The organism is Bradyrhizobium sp. B120, from assembly GCF_049075665.1.
Classification (GTDB): Bacteria; Pseudomonadota; Alphaproteobacteria; order Rhizobiales; family Xanthobacteraceae; genus Bradyrhizobium.
Genome location: NZ_CP185242.1, coordinates 4,357,798 through 4,384,402, shown reverse-complemented (window position 1 = coordinate 4,384,402; position 26,605 = coordinate 4,357,798). Strand labels below are relative to the sequence as shown.

Annotated in this window: 41 protein-coding genes and 1 tRNA gene; 9 read left to right on the top strand and 33 right to left on the bottom strand. The window is 60.7% G+C overall.

What is annotated here, in order from left to right:
* Nucleotides 1–126 precede the first annotated feature (126 nt).
* The 3 genes from ACOIX3_RS20040 (at nt 127) to ACOIX3_RS20030 (ending at nt 3,611) form a co-directional block, all read left to right on the top strand.
* Nucleotides 127–2,955 carry a glycosyltransferase gene (locus ACOIX3_RS20040; protein WP_420971533.1) on the top strand — a complete coding sequence of 943 codons (2,829 nt, stop codon included), beginning with the start codon at nt 127–129 and terminating at the stop codon, nt 2,953–2,955.
* A 177-nt stretch (nt 2,956–3,132) separates the two neighbouring features.
* A tRNA-Lys gene (locus tag ACOIX3_RS20035) sits at nt 3,133–3,208 on the top strand.
* 211 nt (nt 3,209–3,419) lie between these two features.
* Nucleotides 3,420–3,611, top strand: coding sequence for a hypothetical protein (locus tag ACOIX3_RS20030; protein WP_420971532.1), 192 nt, complete (start codon nt 3,420–3,422; stop codon nt 3,609–3,611).
* Nucleotides 3,612–3,970: 359 nt separating this feature from the next.
* Here ACOIX3_RS20030 and ACOIX3_RS20025 read toward each other — a convergent pair whose 3' ends face one another.
* Entirely contained in the window at nt 3,971–4,156 is a 186-nt protein-coding gene (locus ACOIX3_RS20025; RefSeq protein WP_420971531.1) for a hypothetical protein, read from the bottom strand.
* Nucleotides 4,153–4,494 (bottom strand): hypothetical protein, encoded by a 342-nt coding sequence (locus ACOIX3_RS20020; RefSeq protein WP_420971530.1) that lies wholly within the window; start codon nt 4,492–4,494, stop codon nt 4,153–4,155. The genes ACOIX3_RS20025 and ACOIX3_RS20020 overlap by 4 nt, the downstream gene beginning before the upstream one ends.
* Nucleotides 4,495–4,931: 437 nt before the next feature.
* On the opposite strand from ACOIX3_RS20020, the gene ACOIX3_RS20015 reads away from it, so the two are divergent.
* Nucleotides 4,932–5,336 carry a hypothetical protein gene (locus ACOIX3_RS20015; protein ID WP_420971529.1) on the top strand — a complete coding sequence of 135 codons (405 nt, stop codon included), beginning with the start codon at nt 4,932–4,934 and terminating at the stop codon, nt 5,334–5,336.
* Here the strand turns inward: ACOIX3_RS20015 and ACOIX3_RS20010 are convergent.
* Nucleotides 5,333–6,319, bottom strand: coding sequence for a hypothetical protein (locus ACOIX3_RS20010; RefSeq protein ID WP_420971528.1), 987 nt, complete (start codon nt 6,317–6,319; stop codon nt 5,333–5,335). The genes ACOIX3_RS20015 and ACOIX3_RS20010 overlap by 4 nt on opposite strands.
* 97 nt (nt 6,320–6,416) lie before the next feature.
* Between ACOIX3_RS20010 and ACOIX3_RS20005 the strand changes: the two genes are divergently transcribed.
* Both ACOIX3_RS20005 and ACOIX3_RS20000 read left to right on the top strand, forming a co-directional pair.
* On the top strand, nt 6,417–6,782 hold the full coding sequence (locus tag ACOIX3_RS20005) for a hypothetical protein (protein WP_420971527.1): 366 nt from the start codon (nt 6,417–6,419) through the stop codon (nt 6,780–6,782).
* A 32-nt stretch (nt 6,783–6,814) separates the two neighbouring features.
* Nucleotides 6,815–7,684 (top strand): hypothetical protein, encoded by an 870-nt coding sequence (locus ACOIX3_RS20000; RefSeq protein WP_420971526.1) that lies wholly within the window; start codon nt 6,815–6,817, stop codon nt 7,682–7,684.
* A 101-nt stretch (nt 7,685–7,785) separates the two neighbouring features.
* Here ACOIX3_RS20000 and ACOIX3_RS19995 read toward each other — a convergent pair whose 3' ends face one another.
* The 20 genes from ACOIX3_RS19995 to ACOIX3_RS19900 all read right to left on the bottom strand — a co-directional run bounded on the left by ACOIX3_RS19995 (nt 7,786) and on the right by ACOIX3_RS19900 (nt 18,531).
* Nucleotides 7,786–8,160 carry a hypothetical protein gene (locus ACOIX3_RS19995; protein ID WP_420971525.1) on the bottom strand — a complete coding sequence of 125 codons (375 nt, stop codon included), beginning with the start codon at nt 8,158–8,160 and terminating at the stop codon, nt 7,786–7,788.
* Nucleotides 8,157–8,360, bottom strand: a complete 204-nt coding sequence (locus ACOIX3_RS19990; protein ID WP_420971524.1) for a hypothetical protein — start codon at nt 8,358–8,360, stop codon at nt 8,157–8,159. The genes ACOIX3_RS19995 and ACOIX3_RS19990 overlap by 4 nt, the downstream gene beginning before the upstream one ends.
* Nucleotides 8,332–8,802 (bottom strand): hypothetical protein, encoded by a 471-nt coding sequence (locus ACOIX3_RS19985; protein WP_420971523.1) that lies wholly within the window; start codon nt 8,800–8,802, stop codon nt 8,332–8,334. The genes ACOIX3_RS19990 and ACOIX3_RS19985 overlap by 29 nt, the downstream gene beginning before the upstream one ends.
* A complete protein-coding gene (locus ACOIX3_RS19980; protein ID WP_420971522.1) occupies nt 8,799–9,074 on the bottom strand; it encodes a hypothetical protein in 276 nt (91 codons plus the stop codon). Before ACOIX3_RS19980 ends, ACOIX3_RS19985 begins: the two co-directional genes overlap by 4 nt.
* Nucleotides 9,071–10,321 (bottom strand): hypothetical protein, encoded by a 1,251-nt coding sequence (locus tag ACOIX3_RS19975; protein WP_420971521.1) that lies wholly within the window; start codon nt 10,319–10,321, stop codon nt 9,071–9,073. The genes ACOIX3_RS19980 and ACOIX3_RS19975 overlap by 4 nt, the downstream gene beginning before the upstream one ends.
* On the bottom strand, nt 10,321–10,644 hold the full coding sequence (locus ACOIX3_RS19970) for a hypothetical protein (RefSeq protein ID WP_420971519.1): 324 nt from the start codon (nt 10,642–10,644) through the stop codon (nt 10,321–10,323). The genes ACOIX3_RS19975 and ACOIX3_RS19970 overlap by 1 nt, the downstream gene beginning before the upstream one ends.
* The gene (locus ACOIX3_RS19965; protein ID WP_420971518.1) at nt 10,644–11,618 is read right to left on the bottom strand and encodes a tail fiber protein; all 975 of its coding nucleotides are present in this window, start codon (nt 11,616–11,618) and stop codon (nt 10,644–10,646) included. The genes ACOIX3_RS19970 and ACOIX3_RS19965 overlap by 1 nt, the downstream gene beginning before the upstream one ends.
* Nucleotides 11,615–11,986 carry a hypothetical protein gene (locus tag ACOIX3_RS19960; RefSeq protein ID WP_420971517.1) on the bottom strand — a complete coding sequence of 124 codons (372 nt, stop codon included), beginning with the start codon at nt 11,984–11,986 and terminating at the stop codon, nt 11,615–11,617. Before ACOIX3_RS19960 ends, ACOIX3_RS19965 begins: the two co-directional genes overlap by 4 nt.
* Complete coding sequence (locus ACOIX3_RS19955; RefSeq protein WP_420971516.1) at nt 11,979–12,131, bottom strand: hypothetical protein; 153 nt, start codon at nt 12,129–12,131, stop codon at nt 11,979–11,981. Before ACOIX3_RS19955 ends, ACOIX3_RS19960 begins: the two co-directional genes overlap by 8 nt.
* Nucleotide 12,132: 1 nt before the next feature.
* Nucleotides 12,133–12,354: a hypothetical protein gene (locus ACOIX3_RS19950; protein WP_420971515.1), complete on the bottom strand. Its 222-nt coding sequence runs from the start codon at nt 12,352–12,354 to the stop codon at nt 12,133–12,135.
* 471 nt (nt 12,355–12,825) lie between these two features.
* Nucleotides 12,826–13,656, bottom strand: a complete 831-nt coding sequence (locus tag ACOIX3_RS19945) for a hypothetical protein (RefSeq protein ID WP_420971514.1) — start codon at nt 13,654–13,656, stop codon at nt 12,826–12,828.
* Nucleotides 13,653–14,723, bottom strand: coding sequence for an AAA family ATPase (locus ACOIX3_RS19940; protein WP_420971513.1), 1,071 nt, complete (start codon nt 14,721–14,723; stop codon nt 13,653–13,655). The genes ACOIX3_RS19945 and ACOIX3_RS19940 overlap by 4 nt, the downstream gene beginning before the upstream one ends.
* Nucleotides 14,720–14,965, bottom strand: coding sequence for a hypothetical protein (locus ACOIX3_RS19935; RefSeq protein ID WP_420971512.1), 246 nt, complete (start codon nt 14,963–14,965; stop codon nt 14,720–14,722). Before ACOIX3_RS19935 ends, ACOIX3_RS19940 begins: the two co-directional genes overlap by 4 nt.
* A complete protein-coding gene (locus ACOIX3_RS19930) occupies nt 14,962–15,327 on the bottom strand; it encodes a VRR-NUC domain-containing protein (RefSeq protein WP_420971511.1) in 366 nt (121 codons plus the stop codon). The genes ACOIX3_RS19935 and ACOIX3_RS19930 overlap by 4 nt, the downstream gene beginning before the upstream one ends.
* Nucleotides 15,327–15,638, bottom strand: coding sequence for a hypothetical protein (locus ACOIX3_RS19925; RefSeq protein ID WP_420971510.1), 312 nt, complete (start codon nt 15,636–15,638; stop codon nt 15,327–15,329). The genes ACOIX3_RS19930 and ACOIX3_RS19925 overlap by 1 nt, the downstream gene beginning before the upstream one ends.
* Nucleotides 15,635–15,886 carry a hypothetical protein gene (locus ACOIX3_RS19920; protein ID WP_420971509.1) on the bottom strand — a complete coding sequence of 84 codons (252 nt, stop codon included), beginning with the start codon at nt 15,884–15,886 and terminating at the stop codon, nt 15,635–15,637. The genes ACOIX3_RS19925 and ACOIX3_RS19920 overlap by 4 nt, the downstream gene beginning before the upstream one ends.
* A gap of 180 nt (nt 15,887–16,066) precedes the next feature.
* Nucleotides 16,067–16,291: a helix-turn-helix transcriptional regulator gene (locus ACOIX3_RS19915; RefSeq protein WP_420971508.1), complete on the bottom strand. Its 225-nt coding sequence runs from the start codon at nt 16,289–16,291 to the stop codon at nt 16,067–16,069.
* Between the two features lie 101 nt (nt 16,292–16,392).
* Nucleotides 16,393–16,818 carry a hypothetical protein gene (locus ACOIX3_RS19910; RefSeq protein ID WP_420971507.1) on the bottom strand — a complete coding sequence of 142 codons (426 nt, stop codon included), beginning with the start codon at nt 16,816–16,818 and terminating at the stop codon, nt 16,393–16,395.
* Nucleotides 16,815–18,068, bottom strand: coding sequence for a tyrosine-type recombinase/integrase (locus ACOIX3_RS19905; protein WP_420971506.1), 1,254 nt, complete (start codon nt 18,066–18,068; stop codon nt 16,815–16,817). Before ACOIX3_RS19905 ends, ACOIX3_RS19910 begins: the two co-directional genes overlap by 4 nt.
* Nucleotides 18,069–18,348: 280 nt before the next feature.
* Nucleotides 18,349–18,531, bottom strand: a complete 183-nt coding sequence (locus ACOIX3_RS19900; protein ID WP_420971505.1) for a hypothetical protein — start codon at nt 18,529–18,531, stop codon at nt 18,349–18,351.
* A gap of 182 nt (nt 18,532–18,713) precedes the next feature.
* Here ACOIX3_RS19900 and ACOIX3_RS19895 point away from each other — a divergent pair, with 182 nt between their 5' ends.
* Nucleotides 18,714–19,169 (top strand): hypothetical protein, encoded by a 456-nt coding sequence (locus tag ACOIX3_RS19895; RefSeq protein ID WP_420971504.1) that lies wholly within the window; start codon nt 18,714–18,716, stop codon nt 19,167–19,169.
* 99 nt (nt 19,170–19,268) lie between these two features.
* Here the strand turns inward: ACOIX3_RS19895 and ACOIX3_RS19890 are convergent, their stop codons facing one another.
* The 10 genes from ACOIX3_RS19890 to ACOIX3_RS19845 form a co-directional block, all read right to left on the bottom strand.
* A complete protein-coding gene (locus ACOIX3_RS19890) occupies nt 19,269–19,640 on the bottom strand; it encodes a hypothetical protein (RefSeq protein WP_420971503.1) in 372 nt (123 codons plus the stop codon).
* 310 nt (nt 19,641–19,950) lie between these two features.
* Nucleotides 19,951–20,196 (bottom strand): hypothetical protein, encoded by a 246-nt coding sequence (locus ACOIX3_RS19885; RefSeq protein ID WP_420971502.1) that lies wholly within the window; start codon nt 20,194–20,196, stop codon nt 19,951–19,953.
* A gap of 226 nt (nt 20,197–20,422) precedes the next feature.
* On the bottom strand, nt 20,423–20,671 hold the full coding sequence (locus ACOIX3_RS19880) for a hypothetical protein (protein ID WP_420971501.1): 249 nt from the start codon (nt 20,669–20,671) through the stop codon (nt 20,423–20,425).
* A gap of 177 nt (nt 20,672–20,848) precedes the next feature.
* Nucleotides 20,849–21,754 carry a ribonuclease Z gene (locus tag ACOIX3_RS19875; RefSeq protein WP_420971500.1) on the bottom strand — a complete coding sequence of 302 codons (906 nt, stop codon included), beginning with the start codon at nt 21,752–21,754 and terminating at the stop codon, nt 20,849–20,851.
* A gap of 219 nt (nt 21,755–21,973) precedes the next feature.
* Nucleotides 21,974–22,168 carry a hypothetical protein gene (locus ACOIX3_RS19870; RefSeq protein ID WP_092114120.1) on the bottom strand — a complete coding sequence of 65 codons (195 nt, stop codon included), beginning with the start codon at nt 22,166–22,168 and terminating at the stop codon, nt 21,974–21,976.
* A 606-nt stretch (nt 22,169–22,774) separates the two neighbouring features.
* Nucleotides 22,775–23,257, bottom strand: coding sequence for a hypothetical protein (locus ACOIX3_RS19865; protein WP_420971499.1), 483 nt, complete (start codon nt 23,255–23,257; stop codon nt 22,775–22,777).
* A 37-nt stretch (nt 23,258–23,294) separates the two neighbouring features.
* The gene (locus ACOIX3_RS19860) at nt 23,295–23,459 is read right to left on the bottom strand and encodes a hypothetical protein (RefSeq protein WP_420971498.1); all 165 of its coding nucleotides are present in this window, start codon (nt 23,457–23,459) and stop codon (nt 23,295–23,297) included.
* A gap of 87 nt (nt 23,460–23,546) precedes the next feature.
* Nucleotides 23,547–23,807: a DUF3551 domain-containing protein gene (locus ACOIX3_RS19855; protein WP_420971497.1), complete on the bottom strand. Its 261-nt coding sequence runs from the start codon at nt 23,805–23,807 to the stop codon at nt 23,547–23,549.
* A gap of 297 nt (nt 23,808–24,104) precedes the next feature.
* Complete coding sequence (locus tag ACOIX3_RS19850; RefSeq protein ID WP_420971496.1) at nt 24,105–24,956, bottom strand: 3-hydroxybutyryl-CoA dehydrogenase; 852 nt, start codon at nt 24,954–24,956, stop codon at nt 24,105–24,107.
* Nucleotides 24,957–25,096: 140 nt separating this feature from the next.
* Nucleotides 25,097–25,288 carry a hypothetical protein gene (locus ACOIX3_RS19845; protein ID WP_420971495.1) on the bottom strand — a complete coding sequence of 64 codons (192 nt, stop codon included), beginning with the start codon at nt 25,286–25,288 and terminating at the stop codon, nt 25,097–25,099.
* 530 nt (nt 25,289–25,818) lie between these two features.
* Here ACOIX3_RS19845 and ACOIX3_RS19840 point away from each other — a divergent pair.
* Together ACOIX3_RS19840 and ACOIX3_RS19835 are read left to right on the top strand one after the other, a co-directional pair.
* Nucleotides 25,819–26,034 carry a hypothetical protein gene (locus ACOIX3_RS19840; RefSeq protein WP_420971494.1) on the top strand — a complete coding sequence of 72 codons (216 nt, stop codon included), beginning with the start codon at nt 25,819–25,821 and terminating at the stop codon, nt 26,032–26,034.
* Between the two features lie 128 nt (nt 26,035–26,162).
* On the top strand, nt 26,163–26,420 hold the full coding sequence (locus tag ACOIX3_RS19835) for a hypothetical protein (protein WP_420971493.1): 258 nt from the start codon (nt 26,163–26,165) through the stop codon (nt 26,418–26,420).
* The last annotated feature ends 185 nt before the right edge of the window (nt 26,421–26,605 follow it).

Genomic DNA, 26,605 nt, shown 5'->3' with positions numbered 1-26,605 from the left:
CATTGCGGCATACCAGTTGTTAAATCGGATGGCGGAGATATCTTTCCCTCCGCCGCTATGTTGGTCGAGCCCAGGGGACGGGTTCGCTTAAGTCCTCAATCTCAGGCCCCGTATGGTTTAACCGCGATGCGCGCCGTCGTCGCCGTCCTGTTGCTTGTCACCGCCGCCCACGCCGCCCTGTGGGGTCTCTTCCAGGAGAAGCAGTCGGCGCCCGATTTCCGTGGCACGTTGCCGAGCCTGTCCTACGCCCCGTTCGAGTCCGGCCACTCCGTCGCAGATGTTGCTGCCGACAGCGAGAAGGTGCGCACCGATCTGCGAAAGCTCTCGACGCTCACCAAAGCGGTCCGCCTCTATTCGTCGACCGAAGGCAACGAGCTGGTGCCGCCGGTCGCCGCCGAGTTCGGCATGAAGGTCACGGTCGGCGCCTGGATCGACAAGGACGCCAACCGCAACAATCGCGAGCTCGAAGCCGCGATCAACCTGGCCAAGCGCAACAGCAACGTCATCGGCATCGTGGTCGGCAACGAGACCGTGTTCCGCGGCGAGCAGGTCCCGCTGGAAAACCTCGGCTCGGTTCCGGAGATCGGAGTGCCGCCTGAGGAGTCCGAGCGCATCCTCCGCGAGGAGGCGCAGCGCCTGCACGACGCGGAGACGCAGCCCGAGGACAAGCGGTCCGAAGCCGTCAAATGGGCGATCGCCGAAAGCAACGTGCACCGGCTGATCAAGGTGATCCAGCGCGTCAAGAAGTCGGTCAACGTTCCCGTCACGACCGGTGAAATCTGGAACATCTGGCGCGACCACCCGCAGCTCGCCAATTCGTCCGACTTCATCGCCGCGCACGTACTGCCGTACTGGGAAAACTTCACCGACAAGCAGGCGGTGGATCAGGCGGTCGACCGCTACAACCTGTTGCGCGACTCGTTTCCCGGCAAGCGCATCCTGATCGCCGAATTCGGCTGGCCGAGCCAGGGCTACAATCTGCGCAGCGCCGAGCCCGGTCCGTTCCAGCAGGCCACCGTGCTGCGCAATTTCGTCGCGCGCGCCGAAGCCATCGGCATGGACTACAACATCGTCGAGGCCATCGATCAGCCGTGGAAGTTCTTCGAAGGCGGCGTCGGTCCCTACTGGGGCATCCTCAATGCCGACCGCGAGGCGAAGTTCGCCTGGACCGGCCCGGTCACCGACCTGAACTACTGGAAGATTGCGCTGGTCGCCGTGCTGGTCGGCCTCTTCATGTCGCTGCCGATCCTGCGGCTGGACCAGCCGACCGTGATGCAGGCGCTGCTGCTGTCGGCCGCGGCCAACGGTGTCGGCGCCTGGGTTGCGACCGTGTTCTCGTACTGGACCACGCACTATTTCGTCTGGGGTTCGGCCTTCGCGCTCAGCCTCGGTCTCGTGCTGCTGGTTCCGCTGGTCCTGATCGCGATGGCGCGGATCGAGGAGATCGCGGCGGTGGCGTTCGGCCGCGGCCCGCGCCGGTTGATCGGCAGGAGCGCGACCCTCGCACCGGCCACGATGGGCGAGAACGTGACGTTTCCGAAAGTCTCGATCCACATCCCGGCCTATTTCGAACCGGTCGAGATGCTGAAGCAGACGCTCGATGCGGTGTCGCGGCTCGACTATCCGAATTTCGAGTGCGTCTGCATCATCAACAACACGCCCGATCCCGACTTCTGGCGGCCGATCCAGGATCACTGCCGGATGCTCGGCGAGCGCTTCAAGTTCATCAATGCCGAGAAGGTGCAGGGCTTCAAGGCCGGCGCGCTGCGGATTGCCATGGAGCGGACCGCGGCGGACGCCGAGATCATCGGCATCATCGACGCCGACTATGTCGTGCATCCGGACTGGCTCAAGGACCTGGTGCCGGCCTTCGCCGATCCGCGCGTCGGCCTGGTGCAGGCGCCGCAGGAGCATCGCGACGGCGACCGCTCATTGATGCACTACATCATGAACGGCGAATATGCCGGGTTCTTCGACATCGGCATGGTCCAGCGCAACGAGTTCAACGCCATCATCGTGCACGGCACGATGTGCCTGATCCGCCGTGCGGCGATGGACAAGGCCGGCGGCTGGTCTTCTGACACGATCTGCGAGGACACCGATCTCGGCCTTTCGATCCAGCAGCAGGGCTGGCTCACGCACTACACCAATGTGCGTTACGGCGAAGGCCTGCTGCCCGACACCTATGAGGCCTTCAAGAAGCAGCGCCACCGCTGGGCCTATGGCGGCTTCCAGATCGTCAAGAAGCACTGGCGGCGCTTCCTGCCCGGCGCGAGCCGACTGACGCCGGACCAGCGCCGCGAGTTCTCGCTCGGCTGGCTCAACTGGTTAGGGGCCGAAAGCCTCGGCGTGGTGGTGGCGATCCTCAATCTGATCTGGGTCCCGATCGTCGCCTTCGCCGACATCGCGATCCCCGACAAGATCCTGACGCTTCCGATCATCGCCTCCTTCATCGTCTCACTGTTGCACTTCGTAGTGCTCTACCGGCTGCGGGTGAACATCAAGGCCGCCCAGATGCTGGGCGCCATGATCGCGGCGATGAGCGTGCAGTGGACGGTGTCGCGCGCGGTGGCGCAAGGCCTGATCACCGAGCATCTCGCCTTCGCCCGTACCTCGAAGGGCGGCCTGTCGCGGATGTCGATCGAATTCCAGGCGTTCTGGGAGGCCGTGATCGGCGTGCTGCTGCTGATCGGCGCCATCGTGCTTATCGTCACCAACGGCTACAAGCAGGTGCGCGAGATCTACATCTTCGCCGGCGTGCTGGTGCTGCAAAGCCTGCCATTCCTCGCCGCGGTTTCCATCGCGATCCTGGAGAATTCGCGGATCAACGAGTTCACATTCTGGCGCAACAGCGCGATCCGGACCGCGGAACTGATCGGGCTGCGCCCGGTCAGCCTGCCCTCGGTCGCCGCCCCGTCGCAGCCGGTCGGCTCGGAAATCCGCCACGACAGCTGACTAACTTCAAGAAACCGGCCTAACCCGAGGCGCTGGAACGGCAAATCCGCCGTCACGGTGCACAATTGACCGCCCTTCGGCTATTGACCCGATGGGCCCTGCCCCCTACACAGCGCGGGCTGGAGCATGATCCGGAGCGGCGCAAAGCCAGTGTCCGGGTCCGATGTTCAGGTGAGTGAGCGCGTAGCTCAGGCGGTAGAGCACGTGACTTTTAATCATGGGGTCGAGGGTTCGAGTCCCTCCGCGCTCACCAAATTAAATCAAGCACTTACGACGAAAAGCCAGCCTCCAGACCACTATCAAAAGATCGTCCTGCACACACCCTGCACACAGTAGGTGCGGCAATGACGATAGCCCTCGTGGTGCTGGGAACGGTTGCGCTGGCGATGCTGATCCTGATTGCCGCGGCGATCGCGCTGATCGCCAAGGTCAACAGCTTCGGCGATCCGGGATAGGATGTCGCCATGTGGCTCGTGTTCCAATCGCTCGTGATCTTCGCGGTGGTCGCGTCGAATATACGCTGGCACTGGACGCCCAATGGGTATCTGGCCAGCCTGCTTGGCGTCGGGCTTGCGTGGGTGCTCACCGTGCTCGTCACCGAACTCCCGCAGACCCTAAAAGGCCTTCGGCGTCGCCGAAAGGCGGGGATTAGGTGAGCAAGACGAAGAGCGCCAACACGCTCAGCGCAATCGCTGCGAAACCAGCAATGGTGATCCAGTCGAAGCGCGTACTCATCTAGGACCGAAGATCACGCGGGCCCATCGGTGATCTTGACCCAAGTCAATGCGCCGCCGGGCATGAGCCTGTGGCATACACGGTGCAGTACGTTTGAAGCTGGGGATTTTAGCGTCCCAGAGTTAGACAAGCGCCGCCGGGACAAACCATTTCGGGCCCGGCGGCGTAATTTTCTGGGACGATCAGAACAGCATGCCGCTGCCGATCGTCGCCAGCTTGCGAGCGAGCAGGATCGACCAGCGCGCCAGCCTGAGCCGATATCGCGTCACCAATAAACCGATCAGGCGCATTCGTTGCCCCCGATCAGAACGATCGTCGCCGGCCGCTTAGCCTCCTCCGGTTCGGCGAGGAAGTTTGTCACCAGCTCCCCAGCGAGCTTGAGCACGATCAGCGCATCCTCGTCATTCTCGGGGAGCGCCGCGGCGACGTTGATGGCCTGCCGCCGATGCCAGGGCTGGATCTTCATGCCATCGCCCCTTGCTGCCAGTCCTGGGTGCCGACCTGCTCCAGGAGCCCGTCGAGATCGGCGATCCCAGACTCGGCGAGGTCCTGCTCGAGGTCGTCGCTGCCCCCGGAAGCCCAGCGCTCTTGGCTGTGGTGGCCATCGAGGCTCCCCAAGTAGGGCTCGTCGTCCTCAAAGCAGTCCTCGCGGTCGCAATCGTCCCACTCCCGCTCGGTCATCACGTATTCGTCGCTGGCATCGAGGAAGGCGATCAGCCGCTCGATTTCGGCGGATGCCTCTTTCCTGAGTCTGCGGAGGCGCTGGAGAGTCGTTTCCCGCTGTTGGATAGCGAGGCCGGACAAAATCGCACCAGCGGAATCCGCTGGCCGTTCTAGTAGGGTTTGCATGTGGGTAGTCTTTCGGTTTGGCTTCTCACAGCCGCGCCCAGTGACAGACTGGGCAGCCGGGGGGTGAGAACCTGCCGAAAGACAGGTCGCAACGCTTTTAAGGGTTTCCCCTCTGGACATGGCGCAGCGCCCCCGGCATAAAGCCAGAACGGCGCGCCCGCCAAGGCGCTCCAGTAGCGCCTAGCGAGCCCGCCAAGGCTCACCGCGCTTTCGGCAGCAATCGACGCCAATCGATCGCCAGCCTATTTCGGTCCGGGTTCTCACACCCACGGACACTGCACCACTGATTTGGTTAAAAAACAATTCCCCTCTTGGGGACGCCTTCAGCACGGCACTTGCCATTCCACAGTGCAGCTGCACACTGCGCCGTCGCTCTAGGCTGGATGCTTACGATGTCGAAGATCGTCAAGGTGGTGGGTCAAAACTGGCAAATGATAGACGGCGCTTTGTGCGTTGTGTTCATTGGCCGCGATAGTCTTCGCCGGGATGTTATGGTTGCGGTACCCGCGGCCGCAATTTTTCCCACCATCGCGAGCGAGGCGAGGCGCCGGATTGCCGCGACGCAAAAAGAAGGCGCCCATGTGAATGTCCCCGGAACATGGAATCAGGTTCGATTTCTCCGGGCAGAGACGATGCAAGTGGGCACAACCGACCAAAACCAAGTCGGACTGATTTTCGATCCCGGAGCAGAGACGGAGTTTGCCCTTTCTATCGCGCCCGAGCACGCCCGTCAGCTAGGGCAACGCTTAATTGATGAAGCCGCAAAGGCCACAGGCCTCGCTCCGACGGTCAACTAGTCCCAAAGCCCGCGGCTGACATTGTCGCCCCTGGTGGTGCTCCCGTCGTCAAACATTACCTCGTCAAGCGAAAGCAACGGGCTGTCACCGAACTTCGCGAACTTCGTCGGGAACATGCGGTTGTGATCTTGGACGAACTGTCGAACTCGGTTCTTCACCTGATTGCGCTGAATGGTTCCTTCAAACAGGGATAGGAAGACCGCCTGCGCGATGTCGTCCCTAATATCGTCAGGCAGATGACGCGGGATCATCTCCTTGATCTTGTGATAGTCGTTGTTCTCAGCCCTGATTTGGTCAGTTCGAGATCGCTCCGAATTCCAGCGTTGAAGTTGCGCTTTGCTATTGTTGCCGGCGATCGCTGATCGAACAAACCTCTCGAATTCGGGGTTTTGCCTCCGATAAGCGATGAGCTTTATGTGTGACACGATCGGCCGCACCGTCCGCTTGGGCCCCTCCATACCAAAGCAGATGAGGCGAAGCGGCTTGCCGGCATTTAATGCCGCCGTGACTTGCTGCAACTGTTCCGAACTCGGAGGCGGAGGAGCGCTGTCGCGTCGCTTGGCACAGACCAAACATTGGCGCTTTCCGTTGCGCCGAACGTACACCGTTGGACCAAACAGTGGGTGCCCATACTTGCAATGGGTCTTATCCCGGTGGATTCCCTTTTGGAATTGCGCGGCTTTAGCATTAGCGGCGATCAACGGGCGGGCCTCATGCGCGTATTCTGGGTGAGCTGCAAAGTATGCCTCAAGCCGGACTTTTCGCACTCCGAACAGTCGGAGTGTCTTTCCCTCGCGCAGCGCAGCCAACATTCGCGCAGCTTTCTCGTCTGACAGTCCAGGAGGAGTTGCCGGCATCGCTTCAGCTCCATGTCGAGCCCCCGCGGTATGCCGCTCCTGAGTCGCGGCGATCAGATGGTCGGCAACTGAAATAAAACTCGCTGCTTGGGTCAGCCGCGCTGCTTCACCCGACTCGCGGACCACTACTTTCGGCTATCCGGAGACCTACGGGCTTGTCCTCCACCAGTGGTTGCGCTTAGTAGCGAGCGGCTGGGGAGGCTTTTTGATGAGAAATTTGGGAATGGTGGCGATCGCCGCCGTGCTGGGCGGTTGCGCGTCGTCGGCAGCAGACATCACGCCGAACTATGTTTCACCTGTCATCTATCAGTCCTACACGTGCCAACAGCTCGCGCTCGAGGCGCAGGGCGTGTCCGCGCGTGCGGCGGCGCTTTCCGGTGCCCAAGACAGCCAGCGAACAAAGGACACGATCGCGACGACAGCAGCCGTCATCGTCTTCTGGCCCGCGGCGTTCCTCGTCGGCGGAGACAAACAAACCGCGGCCGAGCTCGGTCAGATGAAGGGACAGATGGTCGCGATTGAGCAGGCTTCGATAGCGAAGAAGTGCAATATCCAATTTCAAAACAAGCCGCCGCCCGGGCCAACGTAGAGCGGCTCCTGTTTCCGAACTCGGAGGCTTGAATGGCATACCAAGCAAACGTAATTCAGATCATGATTGCGTCACCCAGTGACGTCAGTGCCGAGCGCAACGCAGCGACGGAAGTGATCTACCTTTTGAACGCGATCTACGCGCAGACCACCAATCGCGTCTTGCTACCGGTGCGATGGGAAACGCACTCCACGTCCGACCTCAGCGGTAGAGCCCAGGCGCAAATCAACGATCGGGTGCTGAAGTTCTGCGACTTATTGGTCGGAATATTTTGGACACGCCTCGGAACGCCCACAGGGGAAGCTGAGAGCGGAACGGTTGAAGAGATCAAGGAACACCTTAAGGCTGGAAAACCCGCGATGGTTTTCTTCTCGCGACAGCCTGTCGTGCAGGATAGCATCGATCACACCGAATACGAGCGGCTGAAGAGCTTTAAGAAGTGGTGCCAGGGACAGGGCATTACCTGGGATTATGAGGATCCGCTCGATTTCAAAGACAAGTTCAGACATCAGCTACAGATACAGCTTACATCGAATCCAACGCTAGCCAGCAAAGCGAGCTCATCACCAGATCCTCTATTGCTGGGTACGGCAAATTTTGCGCCGACAATGCCCGAATTGTCTGCAGAAGCTATCGAGATCCTATCGGCAGCCGCTCAAGGCCACGGCCAAGTTCTTGTGGTGAGTGCTATAGGCGGCAAAATCTTCCAGGCAGGCACAAAGCAAGTTGGAGGAGCAGACCACAGAACTACCGCAGCATATGATTTTGCGATCGAGGAGCTTGAGGGCCACAAACTCATCAAAGCCCAAGGAGTTAAGCGGCAAATATTTCAGGTTACAAAGCAGGGATACGATTACCTTGATGCTCTAAATATCTATGTCCGGCCGATTGGCAATTCTTAGGCCTATTCGTGAGATCGCATCCACGTTCCGAAGCTGGCAACATAGGTTGCCGCTAAGGCGAGCCTCGACCAGCCGGTCCATTGTTCGCGCTTTTTCATCTATCACCAGGCAACGCTTGGCCCCGGGTAGTTCAGCGGCCGATTGAAGTCTGATCCGGAATTCTCTCTTTGCAATGCTTCCCGTCTCAGGCGTATGGCAGCGAAGCGGGGATCCTCTCCATCGACCAGAGTTCGCCTCCCGCTAGGCTTCCCGCTCTCGTCATGCATGGTCAGCACGCCATCCGAAACGGAGTAGTAGATGGGCTCGACGTTGCCCTCGTCGCCACGCTCGTAGTCCGGCTGGCGGGTCTGCATCCAGCAATGTTTGATTTCCGGCTTGGGCTGCGCCGGAATAGCACGCGGTCGAGCAGGCACCTCCGGATGATCGCGCAACGACTCGGTAGCTCGCTGCATCATCGCATCAAGCCAGGTCGTCATTTTGCCAACTCCGACGCGTTCAATTCAAGATAGGTCGAACACTGGCAGCCCATGCGAGCGATCGAATTGCGGATCACTGCCAAAGGCACGCCTGGGCATGTCTTAGCCACAGCTTCCGCTCTCGCATCAATGAATGCATCGATCTCGGCGCGGATGGCTTGTATCCGTTCCTCAAGCTGCAACGTTTTGCTTATCGCCATCGATCTTTTCCGCTTCCCTCAGTTTTTGTCGGACTGCCGCTGCTTCGCTCTGCGCGCGGCGCATTTCCTTCTCGCGCCTGCCCTCATGGGCTGCGACATACTTCTGCAAGCCATATGGCAGCTGCAAAAAGCTCGCCTTGTGTTCGGTCGGCCAGGACCGCGGCGGCGCGATCGGAGCGATGGCCTGGAATGCAGAGGCAACCTGCCCCGTGACCGGATCGGCGAGACCGTTACCAGTGTGGAGACGCGAGACTTCCTCGGTCGCCAGGATCAATTCCTCCAGCTTCGCTGCCGGAAAGGAGTTGCTGACGAAATCCGCGAGATGGGCTGGCAATGTCGGCAGCACTGGCAACTTGCGAACGGTCGCCCACCGGCCGAACATATTGTGCGCTTCCAGATATTGCCGCGCGAGGGCCGCTTGGACGGGACTGGGAACGCTCATCGCCGGACCTGCAACATCTTATGATGCAGCGATTGCAATTCCCGCCTCAGATGCAGCCGTTGGGCTGCGGTCGCAAGCGCATTCGGATTGTCGTCGACATCGGTCTTGGAGATTTCCAGGTCAATCTGATCCAGCGCATCAGCGCGTTGTTCAGGCCCGAAGAGCACAAAGTTATCGATAGTGGCCTGGGGAGACCAATCGACGCCAGTGCGGCTCTTGAAATTGGATTGCATGCGCTCCTCGAAAGAGCGCTCATCATAGTCGTTGCTCATTGTCCGTTCCTCGCACTGCGCCGGGCTTCGGTAAGGGCCGCGGCGAGCCTGATCTGCTTGTCGCCGGTCGCCGAGCTGAAGCGACGTTCGATATCGGTGGCGCTGACCTCGGATCGGCTGGATCGCTGCGCGACGCCAGGACGCTGAACAGGCGGAAGATCGTGCTTCGCGACTGCCTTCGGAGCATTCATCATGCGCTGATATCGGATCGCATCGGCCGCCATCTTCTGAAATGCCGGATGGTTGAGCGCGAGATTGGTGCTCATCTCCTGCACCAGCTGTTCTCGGCTCACACCGTGTTTTCCGACATAATCGACAAGCTCATCAGCCAATTGCATCTTTTCGACCCGCGACATCGGCCCCAAAGCTTCATCGGCCTGCAGGCTGAGCTGCTGACGCTGAGCCTCGAACTGCTGCTGTCGGGCTTGCTGCTCGACGGCGGCACGTTGCTGCTGCGCGAACTCGATGCGCTGCGCCCGATCGAGGGTGGACGCAATCGCCTGCGCACGGGCTGGGTCGGTCTGCGCCAAGTGGTGCAACGCCGGTTCGATCTCATGCGGCTGCAAATGCGCCAAGCCGGGCGCCAGCTCTAGCAGCGTCGCCTGAGCCAGCCGCTGCGCCGCATTCAAGGTTTCGCCAAACTGCGCCTTCACCTGGTCGGCTTGCGCAAACTCGCGCTCCAGGGCTTCCTTGACCGCCGGGATCTTCAGCGCCTTCTGCACCTCAGGATCAATGCCTTCCGTGCCAGGCGCTGGCGGATCGGCATCAACTTTAGCCACCTCCCCAGCCGGTACTTCCGCGGTCGGGGAAACCTCGATGCCGGTTGCCTTCGGATCGAGACCTTGCCTGACGGCATCACCGCGCAGCGCGTCAACCTCATCCGCGAAACTCTTTGAGATGGACTGGGCAGTATTGTCGTCCTTGGCCTCTCGATAGGCGGTCAGCGCCACCGCAGCCTGCTCGGCGGTGACGGCCTCAACGGGGCCTTCGTTGATGTCGGCGTTTAGTCGCTTTCCGTCCGTATCGTGATAGGCGACCTCCTCGATCGGGGCCTCGTCCTCCCGGATCCCGGTCAGAACCTCGGCCCCATCGCTAACGTCGAGATCGACGTCATCCTGCTTTTGCTTTTCAGGATCCGGCATCGGCACATAGCCGGCATCGACCAATTCGGCCTCCTGTCCGAAAAGCCCATCGGTCGAAGGCGCAAGTTGCCCATTGTCATCGCGCGAAGCTTCAAGATCAGACATCAGCGTTTCTTACCGTTGGAGGCCATGATTTCAGGAAGCGACGACTTGGCGATTTCATACGGAGCCTCAACAACCGGCTCTTGCCGGCCCGTTCGGCCTGTGCCGACCACCATCCGCGGCCGAACAGTGGTGATCGCTTCCGCAGTGGTATCCAGGCCGGATGGATGCCGACCAGGCTTGAGGATCCGATATCCAAGCAGCGCAATCTCGCGAAAGACTTCTCGGGCTTCGACCCCGTTGAGCATGCGGAGCGGCGTGCGTGCCTGGAGATAGTCCAGGAAGTTGCGCCAATCCTCATCGGATTCCAGAAACCGATCGGCCATCAGATGATCCTCAGAATGTAGTTACAGCAGATCGTCGGCTGCGCGATGCCGAATGCCTGACTTGAACCACCCTGCGCCGCACCGGTGAAGAACGCAGATGCAGCGGCATATTTTGTCGTGTCGTAGAGCGCTGGGCCGCTTCCCGCCGGGGTGAAATTTGTTGCAGTAGATCCGGCGGCCACAACGATACCCGCCGGGGTGACCGAGCCGGAAGGCGTGTAGGGCGGCAGGTTAGCGGTTGAGAGCGATCGAGAATCAGAGCCGCTGGCGAGACCCAACTGTGGAACGCCGAAATAGGTGGAAGTCAGGCGACCAGCCGCAACGCCACCCATGTTGTCAACGCCAGCAGCCACCCGTCCGCGCAGGTCGGGCAGATTGAACGTCGTCGTGCCATCGCCCGTCCCATAGGTCGTGCCAGCGGCGGCGAAGAATGCCGCGTAAGTCGTCCGCGAGATCGCCTGCCCAACCGGAAACACAAACGAGCTGTTGGGGGTGGTTGGAAACCAGTAATCCATACCGCCGCCAAGCGGAATATTGTACGGATTGCCAAACAGACCCTGCAGATAGAATGCACCGTCAGTGTTGTTGTAGAGCGCGATATACGGTGTTCCCTGCACGAGCGTCCCCGCCGGCAGCTCCACGCTCGGCGCCGAGCGCAACGGCTTGGTGCCAAGCCCATCAACATTCAGAGTGCATGTCCCCGTCTGCGTCGCGTGCGGAGTAAAGGCGATCAACTGACCAGCAAGCCGGGTCAGATTGTCAAACCCCTGATTGCTTGAGACCGTGTATGCCGTCGAAGTCCCAGCCGTAACGATCGCGCCGGCAATGTCATCTCGCCACTTCGCCGTGCTCGCCATCATGGCGCGAGCACTGTCGTTCACAGATGAGGGGGCCTGACCTTCTTGCCAGTTGACCGTTGGGTCTTGCAGGGCATTCGTGCCCGCCGACTGGGACCACCAGGCAACGCCGCTCATGCGTGCTCCTGCGACTTCGAGACCACCGGATAGGTCCGCACCACCCGCTCACCATCGACGCGCAGCGGCAACGGCTTCAGCCGCCAGTGCTGGGCTGGATCGAACGGGCTGGAGTCCTCGTTCTCAATGGGAAGCCACTCCCCGCGGTCATCAGCGGCCGGCCGGTAGCTCATCACTGGGTGATCGCCGTGCATCAGCACCTCGCCGTCAACCACCAGCGCATACTGCGTCTCAGCTACCGGAAAGCCATCAGCGGCCAGCGCTGCGTCAGCAATCGACCGCAGGAAGGCGGTGACCGACACTCCTCGCCGCTCGGCGGCAGATCGCAGCAGGTCGGCGCGGGCGTATCGGAAGCTCAGGTCAGCCATTGCGCTTGCTTTCCCGCTCGATCTGCCTGGAGATATCGCGGTCTAGTTTGGGCTGGGGGGCAGGCTGTCCGCGGTTGATGTAGCTCTCGATGTCGCGGTTCTTGTCCTGCGGCGGCGTCGGTTGGCGGTTGATGGAATCACCCATGTCACGACCCCAACTGCGCTGTGGTGATCGCGGTGCCGTTCCACGAGACCGTCAGCTGAGTGTTCTTCAGCAGCCACTGAAGCGCCTCGAAGCTTTCGATCTCGGGGTGGCGAGCCCAGGCGGTCGGCGAGTTTGCAATCGCGTTGAGCAGCGATTGCAGGTTTGCGTTGGCGGTCTTAGCCGCCTGAGCATCAGCAGCTCGAGTGTTGGAAAACTGGGACAACGGTTCACCTCCAAATCAGTTGAGGCGAGTGTGCGCCGATTGTAATCAGATTGCTAGACCCCGTAATCTTTAATCACGTACAATGCACTGATATTACTTTTCTTTCTGTCGATTTCCATTTGATGCACACTCTATGCACACATGGCCGTCAATTTCCCTCGCTTTACTGAGTCAAAGCGTCGCACCGCTGGTCGAGAGGATCAGCGCGCTCCGGCGATAGCTGACCGTGCGCAATCGCTGCCAGGATTTAGTCGGCTCAAAATTGAGCCGTCCTCCTAAAAGTTTTCCTCGCGTGCGCGCGCGTACTGGTCCGCCCTCAGTCCGGGCATCAATTCACATCAGTCCTAATCGTTGGAGTCGCCGCACCTTCCAAGTGCGTGCGACCCCTTCCAACGCACAGGGGGTATAAGGGGGGTGTGAGGCTAGGCAGTCGGAAGGCGGTCGGAAGGTGGTTGGAAAGGGTTGGAACATTCATGCTGCATCGGCCTTTTCAGGCTCAATCCCTACCTCCCTGAAGTGCAGCAACAAGGCTTCCCGGATGACGCGGAAGATTGCCTCTGGCGGACTGGCATCGTCGGAGGGGATTGTCTGCTTCACGAGCCGCAGCACTTGGCTCAGCAGTGACCATGCTTCCGCGGTCAGGTCTGGGATTGGATCGGGCTGGAACGTGACCTGAGCCGGCGGTGGCGGCCGATCGGTATCGAGCCGGATGCCAACGGTGGTCTCTCGCAAACCCTGGGCGTGTGCTTCCCGCGCTGCTCGCTGGATCTCCTCGTGATACTCCGGCGTGTCCGGCTTGATCATCGACCCGTCTGCCCGCAGCATCGGATAGACGTGCACCCAACAGATGGCCTTGACGTCGTAGGATCGAGGCGCATCCACGTCGTTCGCAACCAATAGCTCCGTTTTGTCGCCGTACCGCTTCGGGTGCAGCTTCGCCATCAGGAACTTGAGGGTATCGACCTTGAGGCGGGATCGGTTGATCCATTCGTGGTTACACAGGTCCGGCTTCCCCTCCCGCTTGATGGTGTCTTCCGAGTCGTTCCATGCGATATGCCGGATTTCCTCCGCATAGTGGTCCATGAGGGCTTCCCGGGCCCCCTGGTAAGCTCGCTGACGGCCGGTGTCCTTTTCCACCCAGCGAAGGAATGTCGTCTTACTGGGCAGCTCTGGGTCTCGGCAAATCTCCGAGAGGCCCTCGCCCTCGGTCATGCGGTCGAGGATCTGCTGGAAAATCTCTTCGGTGAACGCCGGCCTGCCCTTCGGGATGACGGGAGGCGGGAAAATCTCAGGTTCGGTCATGCTGCTATATCCTCAATGACGAGCCGGGAACGCTGGCGGGACGGCGATCCCGTCGTTTCAATTTTCACTTTCTTGCTATCGAGCAGATTTTGCATCGCGCTCACAAAGAGCGCTTTGCCAATGCCCTCGGCCTTTGGATGTTCTGCAAACACCTTCGGCGCATAGGTAGAGCAAGGCTTGGCTGATACGTCTTGGCCTTGGGTGTTGAACTGTCTTAACAGGTCCAGAAACGTCGTTTCTGCCTTCGCCTTGAGTGCCATCCGGTCGAGAGAGAATGCTCCGCCTTCAGGCACATAGGCGCCGGCAGTCCATCGCAATGTGATCGGCCTGCCCTTTGGGCCATAGTTGGTTTTCTGAACTGAGAGCGAGCGCAAACTCGGGTCAGGTTCGGTTCCGTTAGTTGCTTTCGCGGGCTCAAAATACAATCGAGAGCGAACGCTGTTATTCCATGCTGTCGAGCCCGATGAACCCGTCCCTGTATTCAAACCATAAAGCGATGGATGGGCGAGACACAGGAACGCGCAGCCATAGGCTCGAGCTGGACGTTTGAGCATTCCGATGAATTGCCGGGCTTGGCTTCGGTTGTTTTCATCGCCCGCAAAGGCGTCAGCAAGCGCGTCAACGATGACAAGATCGGCTTGCCTTCTTTCGACGATCGAAACCACGGCATCGAACACCGGCGTAGGATTGATTATCCCTGTCTTGGCGATCTCGCCTAAAACGGCATTCTCGCCAACGAGGTCTACCATCTCCAAATCGGAGAGATCGTCAAACGTCACGCCGTAGTGCACTCTGATGGCATCTAAGCGCCTGTGCAGTTCGTTCGCGTCATCTTCGGCAGACAAATACAGCGTACGGCCTGCCGCCGGCATGGTGCCTATCCAGTCCCGATCGAGCGCGCGCGCTGCGCCGAGCTGGAGAGCAAGCGTAGACTTACCCACTGCTCCGTCGCCCGATAGCAGCGAAACCGTCTTGGCGGGGATCCAGTCCCTCACGATCCATTCCCGCTCCGGAACGGGCTGGTCCCGCCAAAGCACGGGGTTGATGATCTTGAGCTGGGGCATCATTCCTGTGCCCCCGTCAGAAAGATCGCGGCCACGTGCACCGGCAATTGCTCAAGAGCGGCAAGATCGGACGCCGCCTGGTCGGCGGTTATCCAATCATGACGCAATGCGATGCCTATCTCGTCGATCTCGCACAAAATCAGACGCATGCCGGCACTCAGACATCGAGCGCGAGCTAGGACCCACTCCCTGCGATTGACGACATTGTGTGCGCTGGGAAGTGGCTTCAATGAAAGCTTACTCATGCCACCCTCCCGATGAGCAATCCCCATTCCTCGAGCTGGCGGATCGCAGCATCTAGTCCGGTAGCCAGCGCCACTGTGGCACCGGCAATCTCCATCTCGGCCATCGTTTCCTTTTGCTTGTCAGACGGCTTGCCCCCCTCTGCCTTCAGCTCCAGGCCGAACGCACGTCCGCCGCGGATTGCGACAATGTCGGGCACACCAGCCACGACGCCGAGCCCCTTTAGTATCGAGGCCTCAATAGGCTTTCGCTTGCCGCCATTCGGAACGTGGAAAGCGAATGTGCCTGGGGCCTTGCGGGCCTTCAGATGCTGGAAAATGGCTCGCTGGATTGCATCCTCGGGCTTCGCTCTGCTGCGTCTCATCAAAGCACCTCCGGGCTGGAGATGCGGTCAAGAGCAGCGCCGATCGGCGATGAGGCGATGCCAAACCTGTCACGCTTGATGGCGTGCGCAAGCTGACGTATCGAAACGCCATATTGGAGCGCAATGCTGGCGATGATCGCAGCATCGGACATTAGCACGTCGAGCATGCTGTCTGACCGATCCGCGTTCAGGAAGATTTCGCCAACCTCGCCATTCGGCCGATAGCCCACAGTGAGGGTAATGCGGATGCCGTCGCGCTCGAATTCCTGCGTTTCGCTGGGGCGACGATTGGGGAGACGTTCGCGGCTCATGCTTCGTCTTCCCCCTCGTTGGAGGGCCGCAATCCGTCGAGCAGCCCGCGCACTGGTGCGTCAGACGCCTTTGAACTGGTTTTGCATTCCTCGTCGCGCCGGCGCAGGACTGCCGCGTAGGCAAGGTTACTAGCGCGCTCCAATGACGCGCCAAGAGCTTGCAGATCGTCCGTGCTGTAGCCGTCCGTTCCATTGTGATGGAGCTGGCTGGCGATGAAGTCCGCCTGGGAGATGTACGATTTAATCATGCGTCGCTCCCCCGAATGCGAGGTCAGCGATCGTGACGGCCGTATCAGCCGGCATAGCGAAGATTTCGGCCAAGTATTGCGCGCGAAGGGTGCGGAGGGTAGTGTCCGAGCTGTTCGCCAGAACAGGTTTCCGAAGGTCGGTGCTCCCCCGAGCGCCGGCCTTCTCTGCTTTGAGGGTCATTAGGCCGCGACCTCCCGAACGTCAGAGGTCGATTTGCGCTTCAGCGCGGCGAGCCACAGATCCAGGTCATCGGGATCGTATCGAACGACGCCGGCCTTCTTGATGAAGATCGGGCCACCGCCCTTGCAGCGAAGCTTGTTGAGATACCCTTCGCCGAAGCCGGTATAGGCAGCGGCGCCTTTAACATCGACCGGGGGCCGATGTTGCTTACTGAGAGATTCCATCGATGAGCCTCGATAGTTGGTTGATAGTGGCTCATCTCTACAAAGATCACGTTTTTCCAATTTGGTGATTCGCCGAAATAAACGTGCTTATATAAGCGATATCAATCTATTAACTGACCTGATGCGCGGACTATTGCGGCTTCGCACTCCCGAAATGAGTCCCAACAATCGCGCGCGTACTGCCGACTGATGCGCTTCTTATACTTTTGCCAACACCAGAAAATCGCACGTCCCAAGATCGGAGCAGCCTCGGCATACGGGCGCCGAACCGTGATGATGCGAGCCAGACGATTGGATCGCGCCCGAGCAATCGCGACGTCGATCTTTTCGGAATGGATTTGTCTCTCGTACTTGAACCTGGCACGCGTGATCTTTTGCTGAGCTTCTCGTACCTGCTTCATGTGGGGAAGAGCATCATGCCGATCAAACGTCTGCTTCTCGCAAAGCTTCCGCCATTCGTCCTCGCAAAAGCCTCCGACACCCCAACGCTGGATATCGGTCAAAATTGCCTTGCGACCGCGCTTCATGCACGCGCGTCCTGAAAATTGAGAATATTGTCTGCCGGCGGCTTCAGGATCAGTTCAATCAACCCCGCCAGCTTCTCCAGCGCGTCGCGTTTCTCGTCCAGATACTCATAGCGATCGTAGGTCTCGCGCACTCCGCCGATGACGTGGCCCAACACGCGCTCGGCATGGTCGGCAGGCACCTTGGCGCGGCTCATCAGTGAGCGCGCCGTGCGGCGCAGGTCGTGCAACGTCCAGCGCGGCATAGCATCCCGCTTGTCCGCCTTCCGGATCTTGGCGATCTCGGCGTCCAGGTCCTTCTTGGCCTTTGAGAAGCCACTGAACGGCCGCTTGCCTTCGGTGGTCGAGAACACAAACCACGAATTGCCCTTGAAGCCTTCGGGCTTGGCGCCGATCAGGGCCTTGGCCTTGTCAGTGAGCGGAACAACGTGATCCAGCTTCGTCTTGTAGCGCTCGCCTGGGATCGTCCACAGGTCGCCGTCGATCTCGGCGGAATTCATCTCCGAGGATTCGTTACGCCGCGTCGCCGTGACGAGGAGCGATTTGACGTAGCGCGGATAGCAAACGGGGACCTCCGCGGTCTCCAGGGCCTTCCAAACGTCTCTGATCTCCTCGTCCGTCAAGGCCCGCTTCCGGGCGCGCTCCTTGGGTTTGGTCCGGGCCATGCCGCGAACGATCGGCGACTTAAATTCGTCGTCTCGAGCTGCCTGCCAATTAAAAGCCTTGCGGACATGGGCCAGCACCCGGTCAGCCATCACCGGGCCGGCCTCGTCCTCAACGCCGTCCAGCATGGTGACTATCTCGCTGCGCTTCACGTCATAGATCGACTTGGCGCCCAGCGGCTTTCGGACATAGGCGTCAAAGGCGTGCTCGATCTGGTCGGCACTGCGCAGGTTGCTGGCGTGGCGCTTGATGAAAGCGTCAATGACGGAATTGACCGTGTTGACCGCTGCGGCCTTCTCCCTCTTGGCCTCAGCCCTGGCTTCTTCGATCTCGGCAACCGGATCCTGCTTGTTGGCGACTTCGCCGGCCGCCTTTTTGGCGAGGTCTCGGGCCTTGTCGGCCGTAATGTTGCCGTGCAGGCCCAGCCCCAGCCAACGCTGCTTGCCGGTCATCTTGTCCCGGTACCGATAGCCGTAGGTGACGGCGCCGCTGTCCAGCTTCCGGGCCACAAAGCCCTTCACCTCTTTGTCGGCGAGGATTTCCCCCGCCGTCATTCGGTCAACCTGCGTCTTGCTGATCTTGACCTGCATGCCCCGCTCCGTGCACACCAAATCGTTACGTGGTCTATGTGCACACTCTATGCACACAGCCACGGGTCAACGCAAGGAAAAAGTTGACAACCCACAGCAACAGGCAGAATCTTTGCTTGTTCAGTTATTTACGGTTGTTTTCGAGATATCGGCGGCTTTGAAAGGACTTAACTTGTGTGCACGCCTGTAACTTTTAATCATGGGGTCGAGGGTTCGAGTCCCTCCGCGCTCACCAAACTAGTTCAATACCTTACGCTGAACTACCCGGCCGCTGACCAGATCAACGAACCGGCGGGTTGTAGCGATCCCAGATTAGGTTTCTCGAGACACTCTGCGCCGATCGCGAGATGGCATCGTCGAATTTGTGATAGCGGTCGAACTGCTGCTGCTCATCGCGCAGCTGCGGCGCTTCGGCAGACGAGTAGAGTCGATTTGCACCGTTCCAGTGATCGGATCCCGACACGACACAACCCCCGTCTTGGTTCAGACGCAGGTTGGTTAGCATCGTTGCACGGGTATCTCTGTATCGTCGCGGCAACAGCGCCGGCAATCCGCGCAAACATGAGCACACGGATTGTTTCGGTGGTTCTCCGTTCGTGAACAATGCGCCGACCTTTGAGTTCGGTGCGACTCAGGAGCCTGCACATGAAACTTGCCAAGGCCGTTGCAGTTTGGCTTGTCCCTTGCGTCCTTGCCGCAACGGCCCATGCACAAAGCTGCCTCACCGGCCCCACCAAGACCAAGGACGGCACTTTGCAAACGTGGACTGTCGTCAATCGCTGCGGCGCGCCGGTAACCGTGCGCTATTCGCTGAATGGTCCACTAGGCAAGGAAACAAAAAGCGCAATCGTCTCCGCCTGCAGCAGACAGCGGATTGTGCAGACCTTCGGAACAGATCAGATCGATTTTCTGGACACGGCTTTTAGTCCAGGCTGGGAGAAGATTTGCCCATCATTGGATGATGAGGTTCGCCCTGCGAAAGAACCGGAAAAATCAACCAACGAAACAGATCAGATTCCTTTTCCATCCATCAGCCCTCCGCCCCTGGCCGGTCCCAAGCCGATAGGCCCTGCGGGAGGGAAACCCATTCCCAAAGGATAGGTTGAGCTTTGCTCTCTCATTGCCTCAACTTCGCGAAGGGTGTTTCGGGTTAGGGGCATTTCCGCTCGCCGGCTCGCGCATTTGAGCCGACGGGTTCGCCTAAAACTTACGTCCGGAAGAGTCCATCTTTCTGCATTCCCCGCTGATCGTAAGGGACTTCCGTTCCGACGACAGGGTCTTGGTCGCTTTGCCTGACTGTCGAGAAATAGTGATCGAAAGCGAAGCTGCGCGATCTTTTCCACCGATGGTAATGTTTGTCGGGCCATCGAAGGAGAAGGAATCCTGCTCCACCTTCCAGCCTCCTGCGGGATCAACGAAATACTGCAGCGTCGCCGCGGCCATGTTCCAATCATCACTTGAAGCTGGCGGAAAATCGCACTCCAATGCTGCCACCACAGTTTGAGCGTGACCTTCCAGGGTCAATGCTCCCAAGGCCAGAAGCGATAAAAATCCATTCCGTATGACTTGCACGTAAAAACTCCTCGAAGCGCTTATCGCACATCTGCATTTTACCCTATTCTCGCCGCCTGAGATTCCCGTGTTTCTACGGCCATCGTCTCCATATTCACAAAGCCAGCGCGGAACGCTTGTCTTTTGGCAACGCTTAAGCGAAAGCCGCTCGAAATCCCGCCGGAAGTTGCCCGCAAATTCGCGGCAAAGATGCAGCTGTTCTTTGCGGAGAGTAGCCCACTCAAGCGTGATGAGATCGCCGCGGATACCCGGCATCTCTTCTAGAGCACATGCCAACGTGCCCGCCGCATCCCGCAACTGAGCAAAATGTTCACGGCCCCACCGTCAGCGGCAGCTCGCCCTGGCCGCCCGTCCAGTCGATGATGTCGAGCTGCAGCCCTCGCTTCAGCATCTCGGCCTCGAGACTGCCGGCGTGGCGTTTCCATTCGGGCGTCGCGCGGACGCGGAATTTTGGATCTTCGCCGTTGGCCTCGAATTCATCGTCGGCCTTGAGCGCGCCGCGGACGGCTTCGTACATCATCTTCAGGCTGGCGTCGGTGAAGGCGCCGTAGTCCATCGGTCGTCTCCCTCAGCACTCTCGGAACGCAAAAGGCCACCACGGAGCTTGTCGTGGCGGCCTTCTGCAAGCGGCCCATCCAGATGGCCCAGCGAGAGCGTGGGTGAGTCGGGTTAATGAAACCTTGTTGGTGCGGCGGCGGCCCCCTTTTGATGGAGCTCGCCGACAAAGAAGGGCCCCGCCGAAGCGAGGCCCTCTTGGTTACGCGTGGTGCGTCCGGCACCCGTTAGTCGTCATCCCAGTCACGACCACGGATCACGACGCCACGGTCGCGGTAGTAGTCGCGGTGATGGTACCAGCCGCGGTGCCAACCGCGGTCGTGATCCCGGTACACGATGCGCGGACCATCATATCGATCGCCGTAGTAGCCGTGGCCGCTGCCGAAATAGACGCCGACACCCTGCGCGCTGGCAATGGTCGGTGCCGCTATCGAGAGTGCCGCAACCGCGGCAAGAGCGTAAGTAAGCTTCGTCATGGCATCCTCCTTTTCAGTCCCCGTGATAACGACCGGCGTCCGCGCATGTTGCAGGAACAAGTTCGGAACTTTCCTGAACGCCTGTTCAACATCGTGGTGAGTTCGATGCGATCCACGGTGCGATGTCGAGGAACCTCGACGCGTTCCAATCACCGAGACCATAGAGGCTGGCAGCGCTCAGATCATGATGCGGTCGAAGTCGTTGGCTAGCCGGCTGTTCGGGAAGGTCCCCGTCGCCTCCACCAGAATGTCCTCGTCCGGGTAGCGGCCCGAGATGTGCGTGAGGACGAGCTGCTTGACCGCGCTCCGCGCCGCAAGCGCGGCGGCTTCGGTGGCTGTCAAATGCCCGTACTCGCGCGCGGTGGCCGCGTCGCGCGCGAGAAACGTCGCTTCGATCACCAACACGTCGGCGTCTCTGACGTGATCGTCCAGCCCCTCGGTGGTTTCGGTATCGCCGACAATGACGAGCTTCCTTCGTCCCTCGGCCGGACCAAGCACCTGCTCCGGATCGATGGTGCGGCCGTCGTCCAACGTCACCTGCCTTCCCTCCGCGAGCTCCCTGCGAACGGGCCCATCAGGAACGCGCAGCGCCAGCAGCCGGTCCGGGAGGAGATGCCGGCGGATCGCGCTCTGAAAGGAGAAAGCGAAACTGTCCGTGTCCCGGTGGCGGACCGGAAAACAATCGATGGTGAATTCGCCTGCGTCGAGGACTCGTCCCTCGGTCAATGGCGCGAGGTCAAGCGGGATCGGCGCTCGGCCTTCGCCCCAAAGCCCTGCCAGCATGCGGACGACGACATCGAGCGTGCCGGGCCCGCCATGAATTGTCATCGCATCCGAACTTTGCCGCAACCGTAGGGTCGAAAACAGCCCGGGAATGCCGAGCACATGATCGAAATGCGCATGCGTCAGCAGGAGGTGATCAAGCCGTCGAAAGCCGGCGCCACTCCGCAGCAGCTGACGCTGCGTTCCCTCGCCGCAATCGACCAGGATACGACTGCCGACTGCCTCGACGAGAATGCCAGGGTGGTTGCGTTCGGGCGACGGCACGCTTGCCGACGTTCCCAGAAAAGTCAGCGCGAACATCGCAACACCTCTTGGACTGCCGACGGCTCTATGCCCCCAGATGGAGCTTCTGATGGCAGCCTCGTCCTGCGTGTTCACGCGCTCGATGTTGGCGACAATGGCGGGACTACGGTCGTCCCGAAGCCGGCGCGCTCACCAATCTCACCGCCGCCGTGGCCGAGCAAGCCGGCTGCTTCGCATGGGCGGTCGCACCGCGCGCTTGTCAGCCTCTCAATCGGATCAGAGCCTCAGGCATCGAAACAGTTGGGCGAGCGCCGTGTTGGCGGATTGTGCGCGCCGTTCGAGGATTTCGGCAGCTGTAGCGTAGTTGCGTGCCAGGATCTGGAGCGCGCGTCGAGCATCCGGCAACGTGGACTGCTTGGCCATCTCCAGGCACTGGTGCTCGAAGTAGCGAAGCTCCTCAAGTTCGGTCATTGCGATTCGTCCGCTTTCATCTGCATCTTCGAACTCAGTGCGCCAATGACCTAGTGAAAGTTTGGCAAGATTGTTGCGGACGCGGGATGATCTGGTCGGAGTGTTGCTGGATGCGTGATTTGGTAATCACTGCTCCGTGACCAGTGCGGTGCGCGCTGCGCGGATCGACAAGCACGCCCGATCGCATCACTATGCGTGAGTCTTGCTTGGGACGCAGCAACGTCTTGGCCGCGATGTTGGGGCATCTTCGCGCGGATTGCGGTGGCGAGGCATTTGGTGGAGTGGTTGGCGCAGGCATGTGGCCGGTGTGTCCTTGAGTTGGCATTGTTGTATCAGATGAAGAAACGCGATTGGGCCTTTGTGGCCGCCTGTGTGGCCGGCGCGGTGTTGTTCGGTGTCTGGAGTTTCCAGATGGGGATCGCGTTTCATCGCTCCCGGCAAAGCGCAACCGATCTCTCCAGCTCGCACCGGCGTAGCCCGGACGGCTCTCAGGACGGCTCTTCCGCGAGTAGCCCTGCCCGGCCCGTGGCCGACGACAGCGACGAACAGGTCCGACGGCCGCGATAGCTGGCGCAATTGCGTTCCTCACCGCCGCATCGCCTCGATCTAAGCCCATGCCAGCCCCGCAACGACAGAGGGCTCATCATCGTCGGTCCTCGCACCGGTGAGGCGCCCGCGGCGCGGGCGGTCCTTGGCGCGACGATGACGCGTGTCAAACCGGCGTAGCGCCATCGGCACACGCCGCGCGAGGCTTTGAGCGAGCTCGATGGTCTGTCTGACCACGGCCATGACAGTCGCCACGCGCGTGAACAGGCCGATCAGGAAGATCATCGAGAAGACGTCGATATAGGCCAGCACATCGCCGACCAGTATCAATTCGGGAGGAAGCGGAATCCGGTGCAGATAGGCACCGATCACGATGACGACCGGGATCAGCGCGATCAGCTTCCGCAATGTCAGCCGATCCAGCAGGGCCGCGAGCTCAACGACCAGAACCTGCCAGAGCCAGTCGCCAAGCGCGGCCGGCTTGTCGATCGTCCAAGTCTGCCACAACGTCTGCCACAGCTGCCGCCAGTTCCGTTTCCCCATCGCAGCGTCCGCATCCTCTCGCGCGCAATACCGGTGGCTACGGCTTCGACGACGCCTCGCTGCCGTCGCCCTCGACCGCGGCGCCTTGCACATCAGTCGAATCGGCCGATGGAAAGATGCGCTCGTAATTGGCCCGGGCCTCGCGAATCAGACGCGCGCGCTCCAGTTCAGACTTCGAGATGAACCTGATGATCTCGCCCATGTGCTCTCCAACGCAGGGTGAATTCTCCGACCATCGGCAATGCAACCATCATGCCTGATGGCCGCCCGGCCGACATGCTCGTACCGCTTAGCGGGGGGCCCGCGGCGATATCCGCTGCTGGCTGAACGCAACACGGGGATTGATGCCGCAATAGGCATCGCGGCCTGACGCCGACGCCTGGCACTGCTCGTAGGTCTGGTAGCCGCAATAGCCGGGGTATCCCTCATCCCTGCCCTGGATGCACCAGGGATAGTCGTAGGGATCGGCCGCCGCCGGCTGTGCGGAGCCGACAATCCAGCTCGTTCCGAGCGCCGCGAACGCCAGAATTGCCCAATTCGACCTGCGCATGATCCTGCTTCCTTCCTCGATCGGCACCCAGCCGTTGATTTAGGTACGCCGGGAAGATCTGCGAGGTTTCCGCTCACCGCCTCAAGAAGGTGTGACCCGAGCGCGGAGGAGCGCATCGGAGGCCAGGGCGCCCTGGATGAGCGCGGGACCCACAAAAAACACGAGGCCCGGTGTGCCTAGGAGCCCGGGCCTCGTGTCTGATGTCCCCCGCCTCAGTGGCGGATCAGGCGTTGTGGTTACGCGAGCTTGCCCGCGCGATCCATCCCGGATGACTACGGGGTCAGGCGCGCGCAGATTTCACTTGCTGTAGCTGTAGAACCCCTGCCCGGTCTTGCGGCCGAGGTGGCCGGCATCGACCATCTCCTTCAGCAGCGGCGCCGGCCGGTATTTGGGATCGTTGAAGCCGGTGTAGAACACCTCCATCACCGACAGCATGGTGTCGAGCCCGATCAGGTCGGCAAGCGCGAGCGGGCCGATCGGATGGTTGCAGCCGAGCTTCATGCCGGCATCGATCTCTTCCGCGGTCGCAATGCCTTCCTGCAGCGCAAAGATCGCCTCGTTGATCATCGGGCACAGGATGCGGTTCACCGCAAAGCCCGGGCTGTTCTTCGCGGTGATCGCGACCTTGCCGATACGCTTGGCAAACGCTTCGGCCTTGGCGACCGTGTCGTCCGAAGTCTGCAGGCCGCGGATCAGCTCGAGCAGCGCCATCACCGGGACCGGATTGAAGAAGTGCATCCCGATGAAGCGGTCGGGACGATCGGTCGAGGCCGCAAGGCGGGTTATCGAGATCGACGAGGTGTTGGTCGCGACCAGCGCGCTCGGCTTCAGCCCGGCGCAGAGATCCCTGAGGATCTTGACCTTCAACTCCTCGTTCTCGGTGGCGGCTTCGATCACCAGGTCGCAGGCGGCAAGCTTGGACTTGTCGGTGGTCGCGTTGATCCGCGCGAGAGTCGCATCGCGATCGGCCGCCGTCATCTTCACCTTGGAGACTAGGCGATCGAGACTGGACCCGACCGTCTTCAAGCCGCGTTGCACCGCCGCGTCCGAGATATCCACCATGGTCACGGCAAGCCCCGCAGCCGCGCAGATCTGCGCGATACCGTTGCCCATGGTTCCGGCGCCGATGATGCCAACCGTCTCGATCATTGTGTCTGTCCCTTCTCGTCGCTTGCGCCGCCGCGCGGCCGCATCGTCAAAAACGGCGAACCTTTGGGGTCCGCGGATGGCGCATGCATAGCAGTCCGGCCGAACGGCCGATACAGGAGGCGGCGGTATTATGGTGAGGTCTATTCCGGGCGCGGCGGGAGGGATCGCCGTGGCGGGACGGCGGCGCGCGGCGGCAATTGGGTGCGCGGCGGCTCGGCCGCGCGCGACGGCTCGAGCACGCGGTTAAGCCGCACGATCCACCAGGCGAACCGGCCGTAGCTGCGGCGCAGCGCCGACCCAAATCCCTCGTCGATGTCCTGGTCCCGATCCATGCCGCTCTCGTTAACGTCGATCCTTGAAGGAACGGTGTGACGCAATCACGGGCTGCGCCAGCCGCCGTTAGGAATTTGGCAACTATCGGCGCGCAGGCTGAGGACTTCGGCGCCGGTAATCTCCCGGATTGCACAGGGCAGACCCCGCGCCGCAGCATCGCCATGGCGGCGCGACTCGCTTTTAATTGATCGAATTTTCCGCCGGATGCCGCGACATAAGGACATTAGACGACGAGGGCTACGCCCATGCTTTCTGAAAAATTCTTTTTGGTTCTCGAGACATTGCTCAACGGCCAGACCCATTCCGACGGCAGCCCGCGCGTGGTGAGCACATCGCCCCACGTCCCGGTCAAGCTTCCGCAGGAAAGCCAGCCGGAACGCAAGCTCCCTCGCTAGGCTTCGTGCCGCGAGCCCGCCTGATCGATCGCTGCGACGAGCGAAGCCGATCGCCCGTTTCGCGCCGTGAACCAGCTCATAGTTGATGGAGGTTGAGCCGCGCTACACCACTCCCGCAACGACGTGGTGCCGCCGTGAACGATGAGACCGACAGCAAGACCGATTTCGGGAGCATCGCCGTCGCGATCTGCGTCGCCGCCTACACAGCGATCATGCTCGCCTATCTCGCCCAACACGATCTCGGCCTGACCGCCACGCAAACGCGTGAGCTTTCGATGATGGCCGCGCTGTTCCTCGCGCTGCCGATCGCGCTGGATTTCCTGCGCACCGGCCCAGGCAAGGCGCGCTGAGCCGGGCAACGGTGCGCCTGCCGCATCCGATCTCCCCTGCCGAACACGCGCCTGCGCAACATAGCGCTAGGTGAAGCGACGCGAATCAGCGTTACTTTGCAACTGATCACTTCGTGGGATTTGGCTGCATGACCCAGCCCAGCGTCCTGGATCAGAAGACTTTGGATCAGAACATTCGCGAGCTGCAGGAATGGCTCCGCACCGCCTGGCAACAGCTTGCGGACCCCTCGCTCACCGCCTTCTCCCGACGCGAACTGCGCAACCAGATGAAGCAATGCAACGCCGATTTACGCGTGCAGCTGCAAGCCGCTGCCAAACAAATGCTGAGTCAGCCTTCTGCATCGGGCAAGACGTTCGTCAGACCTGAGCTGCGGATACTCGCCTAGGAGCGTTTTCCAGCGCACCGGATTGCAGCTCGGGGGAAGAAAACGCGCCGGTGTCACAAGCGCCAGCGCGCCAAATGCCGCGATCTCCTGCTGCATGCGCGCCATACGCACCCTCTGCTTGTGCAGGGGCGCCCGACAAGGCACAGCAAAACGGCCCCGCTATGCCTATATAGGGCGTCGCAGAG